General features: G+C 36.6%; 22 protein-coding genes and 6 tRNA genes. 5 read left to right on the forward strand and 23 right to left on the reverse strand.

Features of this window, described 5'->3' with window-relative positions; genetic code table 11:
* Positions 1–24: 24 nt before the first annotated feature.
* The 14 genes from rpoB to THEYE_RS06720 form a co-directional block, all read right to left on the reverse strand.
* A complete protein-coding gene (gene rpoB, locus THEYE_RS06655; RefSeq protein WP_012546627.1) occupies positions 25–3,963 on the reverse strand; it encodes a DNA-directed RNA polymerase subunit beta in 3,939 nt (1,312 codons plus the stop codon).
* Between the two features lie 32 nt (positions 3,964–3,995).
* Positions 3,996–4,382, reverse strand: a complete 387-nt coding sequence (gene rplL / locus THEYE_RS06660; RefSeq protein ID WP_012546672.1) for a 50S ribosomal protein L7/L12 — start codon at positions 4,380–4,382, stop codon at positions 3,996–3,998.
* Positions 4,383–4,399: 17 nt separating this feature from the next.
* Positions 4,400–4,987 carry a 50S ribosomal protein L10 gene (rplJ, locus tag THEYE_RS06665; RefSeq protein WP_164924917.1) on the reverse strand — a complete coding sequence of 196 codons (588 nt, stop codon included), beginning with the start codon at positions 4,985–4,987 and terminating at the stop codon, positions 4,400–4,402.
* Between the two features lie 73 nt (positions 4,988–5,060).
* Positions 5,061–5,747 carry a 50S ribosomal protein L1 gene (gene rplA, locus THEYE_RS06670; protein WP_012545797.1) on the reverse strand — a complete coding sequence of 229 codons (687 nt, stop codon included), beginning with the start codon at positions 5,745–5,747 and terminating at the stop codon, positions 5,061–5,063.
* Positions 5,748–5,752: 5 nt separating this feature from the next.
* Positions 5,753–6,181 carry a 50S ribosomal protein L11 gene (gene rplK, locus THEYE_RS06675; protein WP_012546433.1) on the reverse strand — a complete coding sequence of 143 codons (429 nt, stop codon included), beginning with the start codon at positions 6,179–6,181 and terminating at the stop codon, positions 5,753–5,755.
* A 14-nt stretch (positions 6,182–6,195) separates the two neighbouring features.
* Positions 6,196–6,720 carry a transcription termination/antitermination protein NusG gene (gene nusG / locus THEYE_RS06680; RefSeq protein ID WP_012546677.1) on the reverse strand — a complete coding sequence of 175 codons (525 nt, stop codon included), beginning with the start codon at positions 6,718–6,720 and terminating at the stop codon, positions 6,196–6,198.
* A 5-nt stretch (positions 6,721–6,725) separates the two neighbouring features.
* Positions 6,726–6,911: a preprotein translocase subunit SecE gene (gene secE, locus THEYE_RS06685; protein ID WP_012545907.1), complete on the reverse strand. Its 186-nt coding sequence runs from the start codon at positions 6,909–6,911 to the stop codon at positions 6,726–6,728.
* A 25-nt stretch (positions 6,912–6,936) separates the two neighbouring features.
* Positions 6,937–7,010: transfer RNA gene (locus THEYE_RS06690), tRNA-Trp, on the reverse strand.
* Between the two features lie 4 nt (positions 7,011–7,014).
* A complete protein-coding gene (rpmG, locus tag THEYE_RS06695) occupies positions 7,015–7,167 on the reverse strand; it encodes a 50S ribosomal protein L33 (RefSeq protein ID WP_084205613.1) in 153 nt (50 codons plus the stop codon).
* A gap of 3 nt (positions 7,168–7,170) precedes the next feature.
* Positions 7,171–8,370: an elongation factor Tu gene (gene tuf, locus THEYE_RS06700; RefSeq protein WP_012545401.1), complete on the reverse strand. Its 1,200-nt coding sequence runs from the start codon at positions 8,368–8,370 to the stop codon at positions 7,171–7,173.
* Positions 8,371–8,420: 50 nt separating this feature from the next.
* Positions 8,421–8,493 (reverse strand) — tRNA-Thr (locus tag THEYE_RS06705).
* A gap of 7 nt (positions 8,494–8,500) precedes the next feature.
* Positions 8,501–8,572: transfer RNA gene (locus THEYE_RS06710), tRNA-Gly, on the reverse strand.
* Between the two features lie 5 nt (positions 8,573–8,577).
* A tRNA-Tyr gene (locus THEYE_RS06715) sits at positions 8,578–8,660 on the reverse strand.
* A 37-nt stretch (positions 8,661–8,697) separates the two neighbouring features.
* Positions 8,698–8,770, reverse strand: a tRNA-Thr gene (locus THEYE_RS06720).
* A 100-nt stretch (positions 8,771–8,870) separates the two neighbouring features.
* Between THEYE_RS06720 and THEYE_RS06725 the strand changes: the two genes are divergently transcribed.
* Genes THEYE_RS06725 through THEYE_RS06735 form a run of 3 tightly spaced genes read left to right on the forward strand, consistent with a single transcriptional unit; the run spans position 8,871 to position 10,877 of the window.
* Complete coding sequence (locus tag THEYE_RS06725) at positions 8,871–9,272, forward strand: CBS domain-containing protein (RefSeq protein WP_012546014.1); 402 nt, start codon at positions 8,871–8,873, stop codon at positions 9,270–9,272.
* The gene (locus THEYE_RS06730) at positions 9,273–9,905 is read left to right on the forward strand and encodes a TIGR00153 family protein (protein WP_012546415.1); all 633 of its coding nucleotides are present in this window, start codon (positions 9,273–9,275) and stop codon (positions 9,903–9,905) included.
* 36 nt (positions 9,906–9,941) lie between these two features.
* Positions 9,942–10,877, forward strand: a complete 936-nt coding sequence (locus THEYE_RS06735) for an inorganic phosphate transporter (protein WP_012545868.1) — start codon at positions 9,942–9,944, stop codon at positions 10,875–10,877.
* Here the strand turns inward: THEYE_RS06735 and THEYE_RS06740 are convergent.
* The 7 genes from THEYE_RS06740 to THEYE_RS10490 all read right to left on the reverse strand — a co-directional run bounded on the left by THEYE_RS06740 (position 10,863) and on the right by THEYE_RS10490 (position 17,730).
* Positions 10,863–11,303, reverse strand: a complete 441-nt coding sequence (locus THEYE_RS06740; protein WP_012545540.1) for a hydrogenase maturation protease — start codon at positions 11,301–11,303, stop codon at positions 10,863–10,865. The genes THEYE_RS06735 and THEYE_RS06740 overlap by 15 nt on opposite strands.
* A gap of 67 nt (positions 11,304–11,370) precedes the next feature.
* On the reverse strand, positions 11,371–12,840 hold the full coding sequence (locus THEYE_RS06745; protein WP_084205617.1) for a Ni/Fe hydrogenase subunit alpha: 1,470 nt from the start codon (positions 12,838–12,840) through the stop codon (positions 11,371–11,373).
* 54 nt (positions 12,841–12,894) lie between these two features.
* Entirely contained in the window at positions 12,895–13,851 is a 957-nt protein-coding gene (locus tag THEYE_RS06750; RefSeq protein ID WP_012545939.1) for an NADH-quinone oxidoreductase subunit B family protein, read from the reverse strand.
* On the reverse strand, positions 13,848–14,270 hold the full coding sequence (locus THEYE_RS06755; protein ID WP_028842401.1) for a hydrogenase iron-sulfur subunit: 423 nt from the start codon (positions 14,268–14,270) through the stop codon (positions 13,848–13,850). Before THEYE_RS06755 ends, THEYE_RS06750 begins: the two co-directional genes overlap by 4 nt.
* Positions 14,266–15,162 (reverse strand): CoB--CoM heterodisulfide reductase iron-sulfur subunit B family protein, encoded by an 897-nt coding sequence (locus THEYE_RS06760; RefSeq protein ID WP_012546292.1) that lies wholly within the window; start codon positions 15,160–15,162, stop codon positions 14,266–14,268. The genes THEYE_RS06755 and THEYE_RS06760 overlap by 5 nt, the downstream gene beginning before the upstream one ends.
* An 11-nt stretch (positions 15,163–15,173) precedes the next feature.
* Positions 15,174–15,710, reverse strand: coding sequence for a 4Fe-4S dicluster domain-containing protein (locus tag THEYE_RS06765; RefSeq protein ID WP_012546510.1), 537 nt, complete (start codon positions 15,708–15,710; stop codon positions 15,174–15,176).
* A gap of 19 nt (positions 15,711–15,729) precedes the next feature.
* Positions 15,730–17,730 (reverse strand): CoB--CoM heterodisulfide reductase iron-sulfur subunit A family protein, encoded by a 2,001-nt coding sequence (locus tag THEYE_RS10490; protein WP_012546462.1) that lies wholly within the window; start codon positions 17,728–17,730, stop codon positions 15,730–15,732.
* A gap of 136 nt (positions 17,731–17,866) precedes the next feature.
* Here THEYE_RS10490 and THEYE_RS06775 point away from each other — a divergent pair.
* Positions 17,867–17,949, forward strand: a tRNA-Leu gene (locus tag THEYE_RS06775).
* A gap of 194 nt (positions 17,950–18,143) precedes the next feature.
* Positions 18,144–19,217, forward strand: a complete 1,074-nt coding sequence (locus THEYE_RS06780; RefSeq protein WP_012546687.1) for a two-component system sensor histidine kinase NtrB — start codon at positions 18,144–18,146, stop codon at positions 19,215–19,217.
* Here the strand turns inward: THEYE_RS06780 and THEYE_RS06785 are convergent.
* Both THEYE_RS06785 and THEYE_RS06790 read right to left on the reverse strand, forming a co-directional pair.
* Positions 19,189–19,608, reverse strand: coding sequence for a universal stress protein (locus THEYE_RS06785; protein ID WP_012545588.1), 420 nt, complete (start codon positions 19,606–19,608; stop codon positions 19,189–19,191). The genes THEYE_RS06780 and THEYE_RS06785 overlap by 29 nt on opposite strands.
* A gap of 12 nt (positions 19,609–19,620) precedes the next feature.
* Complete coding sequence (locus tag THEYE_RS06790; protein ID WP_012545846.1) at positions 19,621–20,592, reverse strand: SDR family NAD(P)-dependent oxidoreductase; 972 nt, start codon at positions 20,590–20,592, stop codon at positions 19,621–19,623.
* Positions 20,593–20,605 lie beyond the last annotated feature (13 nt).

Raw genomic sequence — 20,605 nt, forward strand, 5'->3', positions numbered from 1 at the left:
ACCCCCTATTTTAAAATATTAAAATCATTGAAACCGTTCAACTTTTTTCTTTTTCTCCAGAAGATCTACATCAAGACATAAACTCTGGAGCTCTTTTATTAAAACATTAAATGATTCAGGAACTCCTGGCTCCAATACAGGATGTCCTTTAACAATAGCTTCATACATACGTGTTCTACCTGTTATATCATCACTTTTTACAGTTAAAAATTCCTGAAGCGTATATGCTGCTCCATATGCTTCCAATGCCCATACTTCCATCTCACCAAGCCTCTGTCCTCCAAACTGTGCCTTTCCTCCAAGAGGTTGCTGGGTTACCAAGGAATAAGGACCTATGGAACGAGCATGAATTTTGTCTGCCACAAGATGATGTAACTTAAGCATATACATATATCCGACTGTAACAGGTCTTTCAAAGGGTTCTCCTGTTTTTCCATCATAAAGCGTTACCTGTCCTGTTGTTGGGTAGCCAACTTTTCTGAACATTTCCTTTATTTCATCCTCTTTTGCACCTTCAAAAACAGGGCTTGCAACATAAAGACCAAGAGCCTTTGCAGCAAGACCTAAATGAGTCTCAAGAATCTGTCCCACATTCATTCTTGAAGGAACTCCAAGAGGATTAAGTACTATATCAACAGGTGTTCCATCTTCAAGATACGGCATGTCCTCTTCAGGTAGAATCATGGAAACAACGCCCTTATTTCCGTGTCTGCCTGCCATTTTGTCTCCAACTTGTATTTTTCTTTTCATAGCAATGTAAACTTTAACTATTTGATTAACACCTGGTGGAAGTTCATCGCCTTTTTTAATTCTTTCAATTTTTTCATTGTATTTTGCATAAATCTGTTTTATATTCTGTTCCACCTCCTTGTTAACTCTGCTTACTTCCGCTTTAACATCAGGGTCTTCTACTTTAAGTTTGAGCAGTTGATTTACATCAAGGAGATTAACAACTTTTTCTGTAAGTGCTTTTCCTTTAGGACATATTATCTTTTCACCTTTTTTTACATCTTCAAGTATAATCTTACCTTTAAGAATTTTTCTGATTCTACTTGCCTTTGTCTCTTTAAGAATCCTGATTTCATCTTCTCTATCTCTTTCTATTCTTTTTATTTCTTCTTCTTCTATAGCATTTGCTCTTCTGGATTTTTCTTTACCCTTTCTTGTTAGAATTTTTACATCAATAACAACTCCCTCAATACCTGGTGGAACATAAAGACAGCTTTCCTTAACATCTTCTGCCTTCTCACCAAATATTGCATATAAAAGTTTTTCTTCAGGAGTAAGAACCCTTTCTCCTTTAGGTGTTACTTTTCCAACAAGAATATCTCCAGCTTTTACCTTTGCACCTATTCTTATAATTCCATCTTCATCAAGATTTTTTAACAGTTCTTCATTAACATTTGGAATTTCTCTTGTAATCTCCTCTGGACCGAGTTTTGTATCTCTGCATTCAATCTCAAATTCGTCTATGTGAATGGAAGTATAAACATCCTCTTTGACAAGTCTCTCACTGACCAGTATAGCATCCTCAAAGTTATATCCACCCCATGGCATAAAAGCAACAAGAACATTTCTGCCAAGAGCCAATTCACCATTGTCCATGCAAGGACCATCAGCAAGGATTGTTCCTCTTTCTACTGTCTGTCCCACTTTAACAATAGGCTTTTGAGTCATGCATGTGCCTTGATTGGATTTATGAAACTTCACAAGATTGTATATATCAACTCCTCCACCTTCTTCAGTAACTCTTATAACAATTCTTCTTGAATCAACATTTTCTACTATTCCTGCTCTCTTTGCAACCACAAGCCAACCTGAGTCTCTTGCTGCATACAATTCCATTCCTGTTCCAACTATAGGAGCTTCTGTATGAATTAAAGGGACAGCCTGTCTCTGCATATTTGATCCCATTAAAGCTCTGTTTGCATCATCGTTTTCAAGAAATGGAATTAAAGAAGCAGATAAGCTAACTATCTGTTTCGGAGATACATCCATGTATTCTACTTCCTCGCGGGATACCATTTTAAAATCACCCTTAACCCGTGCTGAAACAGTCTCTCCGATAATATTTCCCTCTTCATCAACAGGAGTTGTTGCTTCTGCAATAACATAGTTTTCACTTTCAAGAGCGCTTAAAAAATGCACATCATTTGTCACTTTTCCATTAACAACTTTTCTGTAAGGAGATTCTATAAAACCAAAATCATTGATTCTTGCATAAGTTGCAAGAGAAGTTATTAGACCGATATTGGGTCCTTCTGGAGTCTCAATAGGACATATTCTTCCATAATGAGTTGGATGAACGTCTCTGACCTCAAATCCTGCTCTTTCGCGGGTAAGTCCTCCTGGTCCAAGAGCACTCAATCTTCTTTTGTGTGTAATTTCGCTTAGTGGATTAGTCTGATCCATAAATTGACTTAACTGGCTGGTGCTGAAAAACTCTTTGACAGCTGCCATTACAGGTTTTGTATTTATTACATCATGGGGCATTGCTGTCTCAACATCTGTTATGGTCATTTTCTCTCTGATTGCCCTTTCCATTCTTACTAATCCGATGCGGAACTGGTTTTCTAAGAGTTCACCAACTCCTCTTACTCTTCTGTTCCCAAGATGATCAATATCATCAACCTCTCCCTTGCCTGTTCTGAGATTGAGTAAATATTTAACAATTTCAATAATATCTTTGTCAGTAAGAACCCTAACATCAAGAGGAATATCAAGTCCTAATTTTTGATTTAATTTAAGTCTTCCTACAGAAGAAAGGTCATATCTTTTAGGATCAAAAAACAAACCATAAAAAAGTTCTTCAGCTGCTTCTTCAGTAGCTGGTTCTCCAGGCCTCAATTTCTTATATATTTCTCTTAAGGCATGCTTTTTATTCTCAACTTTGTCAGTTAGCAATGTTTCACGTAAAGATGGAAGATAGTTAATATTATCTATGAAAAGCAGTTCTAATTTTTGAATTCTGGCAGATATAATTCTATGAAAGGATTCTTCTGTAATCTCTTTATTACTATCAACTATTACTTCACCTGTTTCAGGGTCAACAATATCTGAAAGAGTTATCCTGCCTATTATTTCACTTTTAGAAATTGGTATTTCCTGAATTCCAAGTTCTTTCATTTTCTTTAGTGAGTATCTTGTAATCTTACTTCCTTCTTTTACTATGATATCTTTCCCATCAGCACTGCAGATGTCAACTTTTGTTCTAACTCCTGTCAATATATCACTCACAACTCTTGTATAGGTGGTTTCATCTTTAATTCTTATTTCTTCTATGGGATAGAAAATTCTTAATAAATCTTCATTTGTATATCCAAGTGCCTTAAGAACAATTGTGGCTGGAAGTTTTTTCCTTTTATCAATTCTTACATAAAGAAGGTCTTTTGAATCAAACTCAAAATCAAGCCATGAGCCTCTAACAGGTATAATCCTTGCTGAATAAAGAAATCTTCCACTTATTCTGCTTTTACTTCTATCAGGTGCAAAATAAACACCAGGGGATCTGTGCAACTGACTTACAATAACTCTTTCAACTCCATTTATTATAAAGCTCCCTGTCTCAGTCATCATGGGAAGGTCGCCAAGAAAAACTTCTTGTTCTCTGGATTCTTTAAGAAACTTTCTCCCTTCTTCATCTTTGTCCCATATATTTAACCGAACTTTCATTTTTATTGGGACTGAATAAGTAAGACCCTTAACCATGCATTCATAGGGAGTTAATTTTGGTTCTCCAACTGAGTATGAAATAAATTCTATTGTAGTTGTTCCGTTGTAATCACTTATAGGAAAAACACTGTTTAAAGCAGACTGAAGACCCTCATCGGCTCTTTCCTCTGGTGGAATATCTTTTTGAAGAAACTTATCAAAAGATTTTCTCTGAAACTCTAAAAGATAAGGCACCTCCACAAGTGGAGGCACCTTTCCAAAGTTTATTCTCTCTCTTAAAGGCTTTATCATAGTTCTCCTTCTCTATTAAAATTATTTTATTTTTACTGTATTTCTACTGTAGCACCTTCTGCTTCAAGTTTTGACTTAATTGTATCAGCTTCCTCTTTAGACACGCCTGTCTTCACTGGTTTTGGCGCACCATCAACTAAGTCTTTAGCCTCTTTAAGTCCAAGTCCTGTGAGTTCTCTTACTACTTTAATGACCTGAATCTTCTTATCTCCTGCTGCCTTTAAGATTACATCAAAACTTGTTTTCTCTTCTGCTGCTGGTGCTGCCTGAGCTGCTGGTGCTCCTGGTGCTGCTGCAACTGCTACAGGAGCGGCTGCTGTTACACCATATCTTTCTTCAAATTCTTTAATAAATTGACTCAGTTCTAAGATTGTAAGATTATCAAAAAACTGAAAAACCTCTTCTTTTGTAATTGCCATAACTTTTCCTCCTTTTATTAAGCTTTTTTATTTTTTAATGCTTCTAATGCGTAAAGAAGTTTAAGATTTACTGCCTGAAGTGCACATGCCATCTTTGACAATGGAGAACTCATGCCACCAACAAGCATTCCAAGTAAAACATGCTTTGAAGGTAGTTTTGAAATCTCTTTAAGTTCTGCTGGTGAATAAACCTTGCCTTCAACAACACCTTGTTTTAATTTAAATTTTTCATTTTTTTCAGAATACTCAATTGCCCTTTTAACTGTCACAACAGGGTCATCATAACCAAAAACCACACCAGTACATCCTTTTAAAGAGCTTTCCAGTTGTTCTTTAAAAGCAGCATCTCCCAATGCTATCCTGAAAAGAGTATTTTTACAAACCTTATACTCTGCTCCAGAGTCTTTCATTGTTTGTCTTAACTCTGAAATTTCAGCTACAGTAAGCCCCTGAAAATTAGTCAAAATAAAAGACTTGGACTTAGATAGCCTTTCAACAAGCTCTTCAACCCTTTTTTTCTTTGTTTCTTTTGTAGTGCTCAGATTATACCTCCTTTCTTGGACAGCAGTGCAATATGATAGTTTATATTGTTCAATCCGTTCAATCTCGGCAGGCGAACAATCATTAAGCCATCTGGCACCTGCTGTCTCAGATTATTAATAACAGGCAAAGCCTGTTTTAAAATTTCAGCTTTGATATATCTATTTTCAAACCAGGTCCCATTGTAGAAGATATAGATACTTTCTTAATATATTTTCCTTTTGATGTCGGTGGTTTTGCCTTTATAACTGATTTAAGAACTGCTATAGCATTTTCAATGAGCTTTTCTCTGTCAAAAGAAAGTTTGCCTATTGGAACATGAACAACTCCACCTTTATCGTTTCTATATTCAATTTTACCTGCTTTTGCTTCTTTAACTGCTTTACCTATGTCAAAAGTCACTGTACCAAGCTTAGGATTAGGCATTAACCCTCTCGGTCCGAGGATTTTACCAAGCTTACCAACTTGTCCCATCATGTCAGGCGTTGCAATGGCTCTATCAAATTCAAGCCAACCTTGCTGAATTTTCTCAATCAAATCTTCAGCTCCAACATAGTCAGCTCCTGCCTCTCTTGCCTCCTTTTCTTTTTCCCCCTTAGCAAAAACTAAAACTCTCACTTCCTTACCTGTTCCATGAGGAAGAACAACGGTGTTTCTCACAACTTGATCAGATTTTCTGGGATCAATTCCTAAATTTATTGACATTTCCACTGTTTCATCAAACTTTGTGAAACTATTTTCTTTTAAAATATCTATCGCTTCATCAAAGGTGTATTCTTTTTGAAGATCAATTTTTTCTTTTACTGCAACCAATTTCTTTCCCATTTATTTTACCCCCTTATCTCCACACCCATGCTTTTTGCTGTACCAATTATCATTTTCATAGCAGCTTCCAGCGATTTTGTATTTAAATCAGGCAATTTTGTTTTTGCTATCTCTTCTACCTGCTTCATTGTAAGAGAACCTACTTTTTCCTTGCCTGTTGCACCAGAACCTTTTATTATTCCAGCAGCTTTTTTAATAAGTTCAGATGCTGGAGGAGTTTTAAGTATAAAAGTGAATGACCTATCCTTATAGATAGTTAATACAACAGGGATAAGAGTATCTCCCATATTTTGTGTCTGAGCATTAAATTGCTTACAAAATTCCATAATATTAATGCCGTGCGGACCAAGTGCAGGACCTACAGGTGGTGCAGGATTTGCTTTACCTGCTGGTATAACAAGTTTTACTTGTGCTGTTACTTCTTTTTTTGCCATATTTTATTCCTCCTTTAAACCTTTTCAACCTGTGAAAAAGCCAGTTCTACAGGCGTTTGTCTGCCAAAGATACTTACCATAACTTTAACTCTTTCATGTTCAGAGTCTACTTCATCAATATATCCTGTAAAATTAGTAAATGGACCATCAGTAATTCTAACAGTCTCTCCTTTTTCAAAATGAGCTTTTATTTGAGGAGCTCTGCCTTTTTCCAGTTGCTGAAGAATCATCTCAACCTCTTCTTGAGGGATAGGTGCAGGTTTTTTACCGCCAACAAACCCTGTCACCCGTTGAGTCGTGCTTATTAAATGCCATGTATCGTCATTAAGTTCCATTTCTACAAGAATATATCCAGGATAAAATTTCTTTTCTTGTTCTTTTTTCTTTTTACCTTTGACTTCAATTATCTTTTCAGTTGGAATCAAAATTCTTGAAATTTTATCTTCAAGTCCTTTTGTCTTAACTCTTTCTTCAATTGAAGCCTTTACTTTTTCTTCAAAACCTGACATCGTATGCACAACATACCATTGTTTTGCCATATTTTTCACCCAATAAATGCACTTATAATTCTTGATAGTACAAGGTCTATTAAACCGAGAAAAAATGAAATTAAAACTACTGTAACAATAACTACCCATGTAGAAGCTATTACTTCATCTTTTTTAGGATAGTTAACTTTTTTTGCTTCTATTTTTACTTCATTAAAAAAATTTTTAAGCCTTGCTATCATTGTTCACCTCAAAAAACATAATGAACAGGCCAGGAGGGATTTGAACCCCCATCCCCCGGATTTGGAGTCCGGTGCTCTATCCGTTAGAGCTACTGGCCTATTCTTATGCTTTTGTTTCTTTATGTAATGTATGTCTTCTACAGTGCCTGCAATATTTTTTTAACTGCAATTTATCAGGCGTAGTTTTCTTATTCTTGGTTGTTGAATAATTCTTACTTTTACACTCAGTACACTGAAGCAGTATTATATCTCTCATCTTTTACTCCAGCACCTCTGTAACAACACCTGCACCTACTGTTCTTCCACCTTCTCTTATCGCAAATCTTAATCCCTCTTCCATCGCTATCGGTGCTATCAACTCTACACTTAAATTCACATTGTCACCTGGCATTACCATCTCTACTCCATCTGGTAACTTTATCACTCCTGTCACATCCGTTGTCCTAAAATAAAACTGTGGCCTGTATCCATTGAAAAATGGTGTATGCCTTCCTCCCTCTTCCTTTGTCAATACGTATACTTCTGCCTTAAACTTCGTATGCGGGGTTATGCTCCCAGGCTTTGCTAATACCATCCCTCTCTCTACTTCATCTTTGCCTATTCCCCTTAATAACACTCCTATGTTGTCTCCTGCTCTTCCTTCATCCAGTATCTTACGAAACATCTCTACTCCTGTCGCTACTGTCTTACGGGTCTCCCTTAATCCCACTATCTCTACTTCGTCTCCTACTTTGATTATTCCTCTTTCTACTCTCCCTGTTACTACTGTTCCTCTACCTGATATTGTAAATACATCTTCTATAGGCATTAAAAATGGCTTGTCTATTGGCCTTTCAGGCTCTGGTATGTAGCTGTCTAATGCATCCAATAATTCCTGTATCGGCTTATACTCTTCTGCATTGGGGTCTTTGCTGCTACTTTCTAATGCTTTCAATGCTGACCCCTTTATGATTGGTATCTCATCACCTGGAAATCCATACTTGCTCAATAATTCCCTTACTTCAAGCTCTACTAAGTCCAATAACTCTGGATCATCTACCATGTCTGTCTTGTTCATAAATACTACTATGTATGGCACTCCTACCTGCCTCGCAAGCAGTATGTGCTCTCTTGTCTGTGGCATGGGTCCATCATTCGCTGCTACTACTAATATTGAACCATCCATTTGCGCTGCTCCTGTTATCATGTTCTTTATATAGTCTGCATGACCAGGACAGTCTACATGCGCATAATGCCTCTTGTCTGTCTCATACTCTACATGCGCTGTGTTTATCGTTATCCCCCTCGCCTTCTCCTCAGGTGCATTGTCTATCTGATCATAACTCCTATACTGCGCCATACCCTTCAATTCCAAATACTTCGTTATCGCTGCTGTAAGCGTGGTCTTGCCATGATCAATATGCCCTATCGTCCCTACATTTACATGCGGCTTCTTCCTCTCAAATTTTGCCTTTCCCATTATCTTCCTCCTTAAAATTCTCCTTAAACTTTTATTGTTCTTTCATCTAAAGCCCATGACCGGGATCGAACCGGTGGCCTCGTCCTTACCAAGGACGTGCTCTGCCGACTGAGCTACATGGGCATAAAAAAGCGGGAAACGGGATTTGAACCCGCGACCCTCAGCTTGGAAGGCTGACGCTCTACCGCTGAGCTATTCCCGCATATATGGAGGGGGAAGGATTCGAACCTTCGAAGGCTGACGCCAACAGGTTTACAGCCTGTCCCCTTTGGCCACTCGGGTACCCCTCCGCTTCAATATTATATCTTTTTATTTTCAAGCAATGCAAGCCACCGAAGGGACTCGAACCCCCGACCCGCTGATTACAAATCAGCTGCTCTACCCGCTGAGCTACGGTGGCATCTATAACTTATAATATAAGAATTTTATAAAAGGATTGTCAACTTTCTAAGAAAACTGTATAATATTTTAACAAAAAACCAATATTTGGAGGAAAAAAAATGAATACTAAAGTAAAAGAAATAATGAATACCAAACTTGAAACAATAAAACCAGAGGCAACTGTTTATGACGCTATTGAAAAACTTGTTGACAAGAGAATGAGGTCTTTAATTGTAATCCCTAAAGATGAAAAAGATGTATATGGTGTAATAACAGTTAGAGATATTGTATTTAAAGTGGTTGCTCAACATTTAGACCCCCACAAAATTAAAGTAGAAGAAATAGCTTCTAAACCTGTTATCAGCATAGACAAGGAAACAGAACTGGAGCATCTTATTAAGCTTATGGAAAAATTTAATATTGCAAGAGTCTTTGTTCATGAAGGAAAAGAAATTGTAGGAGTTGTGTCTCTTCTGGATGTAATGAGTGCTTCTTTGATAGAAAGGGCAAGGAGAGGCTAAATGCTGAATAAAATTATTTCTGGTGGAAAATTAGAAAAAAAAGTAATAGAAAATATAAAGATTCATTTAAAAATTTTATGTTCAGCAACTGAATGCTTTAAAAATGCTATAACAACTGGTAACAAAGAATCAACATTCTGTGTGGCAGACCTTGAAAGAGAAGCAGATTCTATCAGAAGACAAATAATATCTACAATACATGAAGGAGCTTTTTTACCATTCATAAGGCCAAATATTTGCAGATTTGTAGAGATGGTAGACGAAGCCTTTGATATTCTTGAAGATGCCGCATTTGAATTCAGATATCTTAATAACGAAATCTATAAACTTATTGAAAATGAATGTGCAAAAATAGCAAAGATTAACTCAGAAATATGTGAACTTCTTTCAATAGCTTTTGATAGTCTGCTAACTAAAGGAGACCTTAAAGAAAAAAATCTTGCCATAAGAATATATGAAAAGCAGGTAGATGATCTTAAGTTTGATATTACAGAAAAATTAAGGAAAATAGATATAAAAAACTTCTGGGATGGTAAGATTATAACTGATTTTGTGTATTATCTAACAAACCTGAGTGATTTAATAGAGGATGCAAGCGATTATCTTTATATTATTGAAGTAAGCCTTAAATAATAGCTCTGCACTAAAATTAATAAATTAAGGAGAACAATGGTTGAAGTTGCTGTTGTAGCAAGTCTTCTTATCGCTTTTGGAATAGGCTCAAATGATGCATCAAATGCTCTTGGTATCTGTATAGGAGCAGGAATAATAAAACTAAAAAGAGCAATATTTTTATTTGGAATTCTTGTGTTTCTTGGCATTCTTCTGCAGGGGCAAAAAGTCATGAAGACAGTTGGTAAAAATATAGTTGATGTAAATATGTCAATTGTTATAGTAGTGCTCGCCATATCTGCCATATTAATAATAATTTCTAACTGGAGAAGACTTCCTCTATCTACTCATCAGGTTATTATAGGAAGTCTCATAGGTGCTGCTGTTGCATCTGATAGCGCAGTGAATATTGTATCTATCATAAAAATAGTAGTTTCTTGGATAATATCACCTTTTGTGGCAATGGGTTTTTCTTTTCTTTTATATAAAACTCTTGAAAAAACCATCTCAAAGTTCCCATTCTTTCAGATTGAAAAACTTTTAAGAGCATTCCTAATTTTTAGTGGCATGTTAATCTCTTATAACACTGGTGCCAATGAACTTGCCACCGTGCTCGGTCCTTTGATGCATTCAGGTATAGAAATTAATAAAATTCTTTTATTTTCAATTGCTTCAGTTATGGTTTTCTCTGGCGCTATTCTTCTAAGTCATAGAGTTATTGAAACTGTGGGAAAAGGAATCACTACATTAGACCCTTACTCTGGCTTTGCTGCTCAATTTGGAGCAGGTGGATGTGTTTTATTTTTTACTTTTCTTGGTATGCCTATATCAACAACTTACTGCATTATTGGGGGAATAAGCGGAGTTGGACTAACAAAGGGCATTAGTACAGTCAAATTTGGACTTTTGAAAAAAATTGCAATTAATTTTGCAGTTACTCCTTCTTTGGCTTTTTTATTTGGATATCTTGCTCTTAAATTAATTTATTCCTAAGTATTCCTTTATTTTTGACACAGCCTTTGGAATTGCGTCCTCAACAGAAGGGCTACACTGTCTGCTTAATGTTTCCACATCTTCTACTTCTACGCCGATGATTTTAATCTCCTTAGGCATTTCCTCAGGAAACACTGAGTATCCGATTCTTATTATTTCAAATATGGAAAAATTATGAGTCCCGCTGGCATAAACATCTCCCCAAAACTCAGCATTAAATTCAATAATGCTTCCAGGCTCTTTCCCTGTTTTTACTCCATCTACAATTACTGCTTTATCATATCCTAATAATGAATCTATAAGATTAAAACCAATATTTAAAAGCGTGACAGTATCCACTACTCCTTCAAAATATTCAACTATTTTTAAACCAACTCCATCATCTTTAAAATTAGGATTTCCGATACCAATAATTACGCTTCTCATTTTTCCCCACTGAAATAATTAAATTTAGAAGGCGGGGCAATAATCACCCCGCCTTATGGAAATGCTTTTAGGATAATTCGTAGTTTCTGAGGCTTTTTACAAGTTCGCCATGATGGTCTATTATATCAATCCTCACAGGAATTCTTCCAGGTAATGTATGAGTTGAACATGCAAAGCATAGGTCATATGGACGATAGGCAATTTCAACAAGATTAAGAATTCCCTCATCCACCTTTCCATTCTTAATGAAACTCTGTGCTGCTCTCTTTACTGCTATGTTCATTGGACCTTTATTGTGAGTTGTTGCAACAATGAGATTAGCATCTGTAACAATACCTTTATCATCGGTTTTATAATGATGAATCAGTACACCTCTCGCAGCTTCAACAATTCCTACACCTTCACCAACTGGAGTGCCAAGTTCCTGACGAACGTTAGGGTCTGTAATGCTTTCATCGGAAGCAATCTTCTTAACTGTTTCTGCAGCATGCATTAACTCTATTGCTCTTGTCCAATGATATGCCAATGTGTGGTGAACTGGTTTTCCACCAAAAGCTGCAAGCATCTTTTCATAGGCTTCCTGTGCAAGGGGTGTATCAAATCCGCTTCCCACATTAAATCTTGCAAGTGGTCCTACGCTATAAATGCTTGTGCCATCACCATCAACAAGACCATTCCAACCAAGCTTCTTTAAATAGGGTGCTTTCTGATAGCTCCATGGTAATGTTCTTTCAGCAATATAATCTAAATACTGGATTCCCTTGAATCTGCCTAATTCATTTCCTTTTGTATCAACAATTTTCTGTGTTCCATCGTAATATGTAACCTTATCATTCTCATCAACTGTTCCTATATAATTTGTTACTACTTTGTATACATCTCCAGTTACAAGAGCCATGTATTCTTTGTTCTGTAATACAACTTTATCAAAAACATCTAAGGTTAATTTTGCAAGCTCTATGCAGTCATCAGCACAGGCAAGAATTTCTTTTCTTTCTTCCTCTGTAATTCTCTTTGACCATCCACCTGGCAATGCAGCAACTGGATGACTTGGCCTCCCAGAGGTTAGTTCAAAAATTTTAACTGCTGAATATCTTTTCTTTAGGACAAGCTTTCCAACATCTGCTCCGACTTTAAGAACAAGACCTACGAGATTTCTCTCAGCAGGTGATGCAGTGGGACCACATACAAAATCTGGAAAACCAAGTGCATAAAGAATACCTGTATGGTCTTCTACATAATGAGCATTATAGAAAAGTTCTCTAATTTTCTTAGCTGTTGGTGTGGGTTCTACACCGTAAACTGCATCGGCAGCCTTCACTGAGGCTGTATAATGCACACCCCTTCAAACTCCGCATATGGTGCTTACAGTTCGGGGAACCTCTTCAATAGGCATTCCTATCAGAAACTTTTCATAACCCATGAATTCAACAACCTGCATAAATGCATTATCAACATTTCCCTGTTCATCAAGGAAGATTGTTATTTTTCCATGGCCCTCAAGCCTTGTCATCGGATTAATCTCAATTTTCTTCATTCCCTTTCCCCCCTTCTGGGTTATTTTTTTTATTATATCTATCAAACTCATTTTTTAGCCCTTTAATCTTTTATAAGGAAAAGAACTTGGCAGCGTGTATCTGTAAAAGAGATGAACCGGGTCAGGAATCTGGTCAACAAGTTCTTCATTATCAAGCATACTTGCAATAGCACTGATTGCACGTAAGCTATAATCTTTAACTCCAGGAATTGGTCCACCACAACCTCTACAAGGTATGTTTGCTGCTGGGCATTTAGCTCCACAGTCTCCCTGTGTTACAGGACCTAAACAGAGATATCCCTCCTCAAGAAGGCAACCATCTTCACTTGGTGCGCCATCAATTGTTCTTTTCACTTCAGTTGCCAGTTTCTTTGGTTTACCTTTCAATACAGGGTTTCTATCACAGACTTCGCATACAGCTTTACCCATTGTAATCCATGAACCAGGAGGAGGAAGCTGTCCAGAAAGTAATGCTGTGAATGCTGCTTTTACGTGTTCATAATGAGGTGGACAGCCGCCAATATAGTAGTCAACCTTGACTACTTCATCAAGAGGTCTTGCATACATCAAAGTTGGAAGAGTTAACTCATACTTCCCGTCTACAACACAGGTTGTTTGAGGTAATTCCTTGTTAGGATTGTCAGTGCTGAATGTATTCACATAAGCCTTGTCAAGAAGTTCATCTGTTGTATGCAAGTTAACAAGTCCTTTTATACCACCACATGCAGCGCAGATTCCAAAAGCTATTAAAACTTTACATTTATTTCTCAAAACCTTTGCAATGTGCTCATGCTCTGAGTTTCTAACATTTCCTGTAAAAAGTCCTACATCAATTGAGCCATCTGGCATGGCTTCTAAGTCTTTATATTTAACATCCGCCACTGTCGGTGCCCAAAATACGATATCTACGGCAAGGGCAACATCTACCAGCATTTCTGATATATCTACTACTGCTATATCACAGCCTCCGCAGCCGCCGGCTAAATAATATGCAAGCTTAGGTTTGCTCATTGTGCCCCTCCTTTCATTGGATTTGGTCCAAGTTCTCTAATTCTGGCATCAAAAGCGGTCATAGACTCAGCAAACTTTTTACCTTCACTTCCAGAAATCCATTCAAGCTGAACTCTATCTGGCTCAACTCCCAGGTCAGTAAGAACTCTTTTTAGAAGTTTAAATCTTCTTATTGCCTTGTAATTACCTTCTTTATAGTGACAATCACCAAAGTGGCATCCACCAACAAATACTCCATCAGCTCCTCTTTTAAGGGCTTCTGCAATAAATTCAGGTTCAACTCTTCCGCTACAGGGCACTCTCACTATATGCACCGTGGGCGGATAGGAATAACGCAAGCTTCCTGCCAGGTCTGCTCCTGCATAAGTACACCAATGGCAGGCAATAACAATGAGTCTTGGCTCCCATGCCATATTAATTCCCTCCTTTTATCTTAGTTATTACTCCATTCAATGGAATTGATGCCATTGCTGTGGCTTTTTCCACATCTGCACCTAAAGCAATTGCTGTAATTTGAGCAAGATGAAGAGCAGGAATCTTATAATTTAATTTCTTCTGCTCAACTAAAAGTGCCTGTCCTGCATCAAACTGAAGAAGACAGGAACTACAGCCAATTACTGTAACATCTGGGTCTATTTCTTCTTTTATTACATCAAGTTTCTTTTTAAACAAAGCAAGAGATTTTTCAGATGCTGTTGACCTTAATGCACCCATTCCACAGCAATCTGTTATGGTGCTATAATGAGGTGCAACCCCGCCCATGGCTTCACATAGTTGTCTTAGTCTTGTTGGGAAAAAGGTGTTATCTTCATTAGTTGGATATGCTCTGCTTGGCCAAAGATTGTGACATCCTGTCTGTACAGCACATTTTAATCCATTGAGATTATATTTTATCTTAGACTTAAGATTATCAGGTCCTACATCTTCATAAAGTAAATTAATAAAATTCCATACTTTTGTTGTACCCTTATATTCTTTGCCTACTTTGGCAAGAATTTTATTAACCTGTTCCTTTATTTCTGGATGTTTTTCCATATGATATCTTGCTTCATTTAGGGAACCGTAACAGGAACCACAACCTGTAACTATGTCAACCCCTTTTTCCTCTGCAATGGTCAGATTCCATGCTGATGCCGCTGCCCAGCCTACTAAATCAAGTGATGGCATTGTTCCAAAAGCAGGACAGCAGGTAGCTCCTTCAAGCTCTACTATTTCATATCCGAGCTCATTGAGAAGAAATCTTGCAGAGTATTCTACATCTGGTCTATTAAAAGGTATATTACATCCAAGAAAAAATCCTATCTTTTTCATTCTTATCCTCCTTAGTCAAGCGGAAATGGTGCTATTTCTTCCAGGATTGTATTTCTAAGTACTTCCTGGAACTTTTTTCTTAACTCTTCATTACTAATAGCTGTTGGTGGTTTCTCTGGCAAACCCGCTTTCTTTCTTCTTTCCTCATATCCTTTTGGATACACTGCATGTCCAAATCTATAAAGATTTCTTAAACCTTCATATGTATTTGCTGGACATGATTCAACCTTCACTGCTGCTCTTCTAACTGCTTGAATGACTTCATAGGGTTTTATATCCATTGGGCAAACTTCTACACAACGATTGCAAGACTGACATCCCCATACAGATGAGTCTTCAAGAAGAATATCTCTTAAGCCAAGATTGGCTGCATGAATTATTCTTTTGATGAAAAATTCTAAACCAGCTAAAGCCATTGGACATGTGGATGCACATTTTCCGCACTGTATGCACTCTCTAAGTTCATCTGCTCCTAATCCTTCAAGCTCTTTTACAAAACTTTCATCTGCTTGGGTAAGGTCAATTACATTTACGCCACCCTCTTCCATTTTTTCCTCCTTTTATTTTTTATGCCTCTGTTAATGCATCAATCTGTGCCATTATTTGTTCAGTTGTAAAGCCGTTGAATTTAATAGCTCTTGATGGACATGCACTGGCACAGACTCCACAACCTGCACAGAGTGCTGGTTCAATATATGCCTTTTCTTTGCCTTTGTATTCTTCAATTCTTATAGCGCTGTATGGACAAAGTGGTACACAAACACCGCAGCTACTACATTTATCTCTATCAACCTCAGAAACTATTGCTTCAAATTTAATTTTACCAGGAATTATTAAAGCTGCTGTCGCTGCCGCAGCTGCTCTGGACTGAGCAATTGATTCAGGAATATCTTTCGGTCCCTGTACACATCCTGCAATAAATACACCCCTTGCTGAAGTCTCAACAGGATAGAGTTTTGTATGGACTTCCCTTAGGAATCCTTCTCTACCGCAAGTTGCACTGAACATTCTTCCAAGTTCATCAACACCATCAGGAGGTTCAATAGCAGTTGCAAGAACAACTAAATCAGCATCAACTTCAACAGGCGAACAAAGATCAACATCAAAGCCTCTTACTCTGAGTTTTCCATTAGGTTTCACATCAACTGCTGATACTCTTCCACCTCTTATAATTTTTGCTCCAAGTTCTCTTGTATAAACATAGAACTCTTCAAAATCTTTACCTGCTGTTCTAACATCAATAAAGAAAAGATAAAGTTTTATATCAGGATACTTTTCTTTAAGAATTCTTGCGTGTTTAAGCATGTACATACAGCATACTTTTGAACAGTATCTATGATATCTTTCATCTCTACTTCCTACACAGGAGATCATTGCAATTGTCTTGGGTTTTGTGCCATCTGATGGTCTCTTTAATTCACCACCTGTTGGTCCTGTTGCAGAGAGTATTCTTTCAAATTCCATAGAGGTTATAACATCTGGACAGTGAGGTGAGTATTCTTTAAAGTGAACCTTAGACATTGGCTTGAAGCCTGTAGCAATGATAACTGCTCCAACTTTAAGATTTATATATTCATCCTTGTCATCAAATTTTATTGCATCAGCTGGGCATCCCTGTATTCCCTTTGGTGGAATACCTTTTTTACATATTTCACAAGCGGGTTTACCTGTTTTTTTCATTGATTTGAAGTATAAGCAATTTGGCTCATCTATAACTGCTTTTTTGGGAACAGCCTGAGGATATTCAATATAAGCTGCTCTTCTCTGATTTAATCCCATATTATATTCATTCGGGACTCTTGATGGACAAATTTCTGTGCAAACACCGCAACCTATGCATTTATCCCAATCAATATATTTTGCTTTTTTCTTTATGCGAATATCAAAATTACCAACATATCCTTTAACATCATCTACTTCTGCATAGGTAATAAGCTCTATATTTGGATGCTGGGCGACCTCGCCCGTCTTAGGTGTGAGTATTCAAGCCGAACAATCCATCGTAGGGAAGGTTTTATCAATTTTTGACATATTACCGCCAATTGACGGCTGTCTTTCTACAAGATAGACCTTCAGCCCCATATTCGCAAGGTCAAGGGCTGCGAACATTCCTGCTATTCCACCACCAATGACCAAAACGGATTTTTCCATATCTCCATAGCGATCTTCAAGAGGCTCATTAAGTCTTACTTTAGCAACAGCGCTTCTTATAAGTCTTTTTGCTTTTTCAAGAGCACCTTCTTTATTATGCCAGTGTGGCCAGCTATCTTGGTCTCTGATATTAGCCATTTCCAAAAGATAGCCATTAAGTCCTGCGTCTTCAACTGCTTTTTTAAAGATAGGACCGTGTGTTCTTGGTGTACATGCTGCAACCACTACACGGTCTACTGCTCCACTTTTAATATCTTGTTTAATTAAATCCTGCCCTGGATCAGAACACATAAAAACATAATTTCTAACTAATGCAACATCTGGAAGTGTTTCAACATACTTTTTCAGTGCTTCAATGTCAATGGCGCCTTTGATGTTCTCTCCACAGTGGCACAGATAAACCCCTACTTTTGCCATTTTAAGCCCTCCTTTGAATGGATTTTTATTGTGGTTTACCCTTTTTACCATTTTTTGCAAAATTTGTCAAGAGGTATTTTTGAGCATTTGCAACCTGTTGATTTTTTTTAATTTTTTATGCTATCGTTTCTTTATTGCCGGTGTGGTGGAACGGCAGACGCGGCGGACTCAAAATCCGCTGGGAGCAATCCCGTGTGGGTTCAAATCCCACCACCGGCATATTACTTTAAATTTTCATAAAACTTCAGGTAAAATTATTTATGAAGATAATTCAATCCTTATATATAGGTTGGATAGCTGGGTTTGCAATTCACTATTATAACAAGCTAAAATTTTATTTACCCCCCCCCCCCCCCGAATGTAGTATTTTCGGGCTTTTTGATATTTTTTAATAGAAAATTAATTTCTCCTCCATGGAAAAACTAAATTTTAAATTAATAGAAAAAGCTCTCCCTTTTATTTTTGATAACATTGAACACAATCTCTCTATTATGGATAAAGATTTAAATGTTCTCTGGAGCAACAAAGCTTATATTGAAAGAATGGGTATGAATGCCGATGATATTCTTGGCAAAAAATGCTATGCTTTATGGCATAAAAGGACTATTCCCTGTGAAGGCTGTCCCTGTGTTAAAGCTTTAAAAACAGGCAATATTGAAACAGGAGAAAAAATATCAGATGAAGGAAGACATTATGTTCTAACAGGAATTCCTTTTAAAGAGAATGAAGAAATTAAAGCTGTGTTTGAAATTGGAAAAGAAATCACAGAGAAAAAAATAGTTGATGAAAAATTTAAAGAAGTTATAAAACTTGAAGCAGCTTATGAAATTATTGATAATCTTGCACATCAATTTAATAATATATTTAATGGAATTTATGGATTTGCACAGCTAATAAAAGAACGAACAGAAAACAAAGATACTTTAATTTTTATTGAGAAATTAATTGAATCCGTTGAAAAAGGTTCTAAGTTTATTAAAGCTTTACTTGAATTAAAAACATCTCCTTCTGCAATGAAAGTTTTTGATTTGAATTTCTTACTCATTTCAATGAAAGAAATGCTCAAAGACATAGCAGGTGAAAAAATAAAGCTTGAATTTTCTCTTTCTAAGGAAAATCTATTGATTAAAGGTGACCCATTGCAATTAAAAGAGGTTTTAAGTGAGCTTTTACAGAATGCAAAAAATGCAATATTAGACAATGGAGTCATTTTAATCTCAACTGAAAAAATAAAAAGGGAGTCAGAAGAAAAAATTCTTCTTACAATTTCTGATACAGGACATGGAATGGATGAAGAAACAATGAAGAAATGTTTTGAACCTTTATTTACCCATGATCCAAGAAAATTTGGATTAGGACTTTCAATAGTAAAAAATATAGTTCAAAAACATAACAGTGTTATTGAAATAAAAAGTTCTCCAAACGCAGGGACAACAGTAAAAATATTTTTCCCTTCAACTACTTTACAACAAGAACTGGACACTTAGAATATTCAACGACCTTGGCAGATACGCTTCCAATTAGAAATTTTTTTGTTCCATGTTTTCCATGAGAGCCTGTAACAATTAAATCAACCTTCATTTTATGAGCAGTCTCAAGAATTTTTTCAGCTGGGTCTCCTTCTCTTACAAGAAACTTAATCTCAATAGGTTTTCCTGAAAGAGATTTTCTTATTCTTTCCATATTGTCTTCTGTTTCTCTTTTAAGTACTTCTGTAATCCTCTGTCTGTCTGCATCAGAAAGTTCTGTAAGATAAAGTTCTGGAACAACCGCAAGCACAGTAAGTGATGAATTCATGCTTAAAGCAATCTCCAATGCTTTTCTTAATGCTTTGTCAGATGCCTTTGAGCCATCATGGGCTACCAAAATTCTCTGCATTCCCTTCCTCCTTTATATCTTTATGTCCTTTAATAAGTCTCTATTTTCTTTAAACCACTCAACTGTTATTCTGATACCTTCCTCTATTGAGATTTTTGGAGACCATCCTATGTATTGTTTTGCTTCAGAGATGTCTGCCCATGTTGCATAAATGTCTGCTGGATGTCTTGGTTGCCACTGGATTTTTGCTTTTTTGCCAATGAGCTCCTCTATTAAATTTATGACATAAATAAGCTCAACAGGTCTGTCATTGCCAAAATTCATAATTTTATATCCTTCAAGATTCAAACATAATACTGTTGCCTCTGCTATATCTTCAACAAATGTAAAATCTCTTTTCTGCTTTCCATCTCCGTATACAGTTATTGGCTCACCGTCATTTATTTTCTTAATAAATCTGAAAATACTCATATCAGGTCTTCCAAAAGGTCCATATACTGTAAAATATCTTGGAATTATTGTATTTATACCATAAAGATAGTGGTAGCTATAGCAAAAAAGCTCTGCAGATTTTTTTGAAGCAGGATAAGGAGCAAGAGGTTTATCTGTAATATCAGAAACCTTAAAAGGCATCTTTTCTGTATCACCATAAACGCTTGATGTTGAAGCAAGAACAAAATTTTTAATTGCATACTCTTTGACGCATTCAAGCAGATTGATCGTTCCCCTAACATTTGTATCAAGATATCCCCAGGGATTTTCAACCGATGCTCTTACACCAGCTCGTGCAGCAAGATTTATAACACCATCTATTTTATAACTCTTAAAAATGTTTTTCAGATTTTCAAAATCCTCAATATCTGCTTTATAAAAAATAAAGTTCTGAAATTTTTTTAGATCCTGCAGTCTTAGTTCTTTAATCTTGGGGTCATAGTAGTCATTTATGTTATCAATTCCTATAACTGTAAAACCTTTATTTAAAAGTAGTTTGCATGTCGCCCATCCAATAAAACCAGCACTTCCTGTTACAAAAATTGTTTGCATAGTTTTTTATTTT

This window comes from Thermodesulfovibrio yellowstonii DSM 11347 (genome assembly GCF_000020985.1).
Taxonomy (GTDB): domain Bacteria; phylum Nitrospirota; class Thermodesulfovibrionia; order Thermodesulfovibrionales; family Thermodesulfovibrionaceae; genus Thermodesulfovibrio; species Thermodesulfovibrio yellowstonii.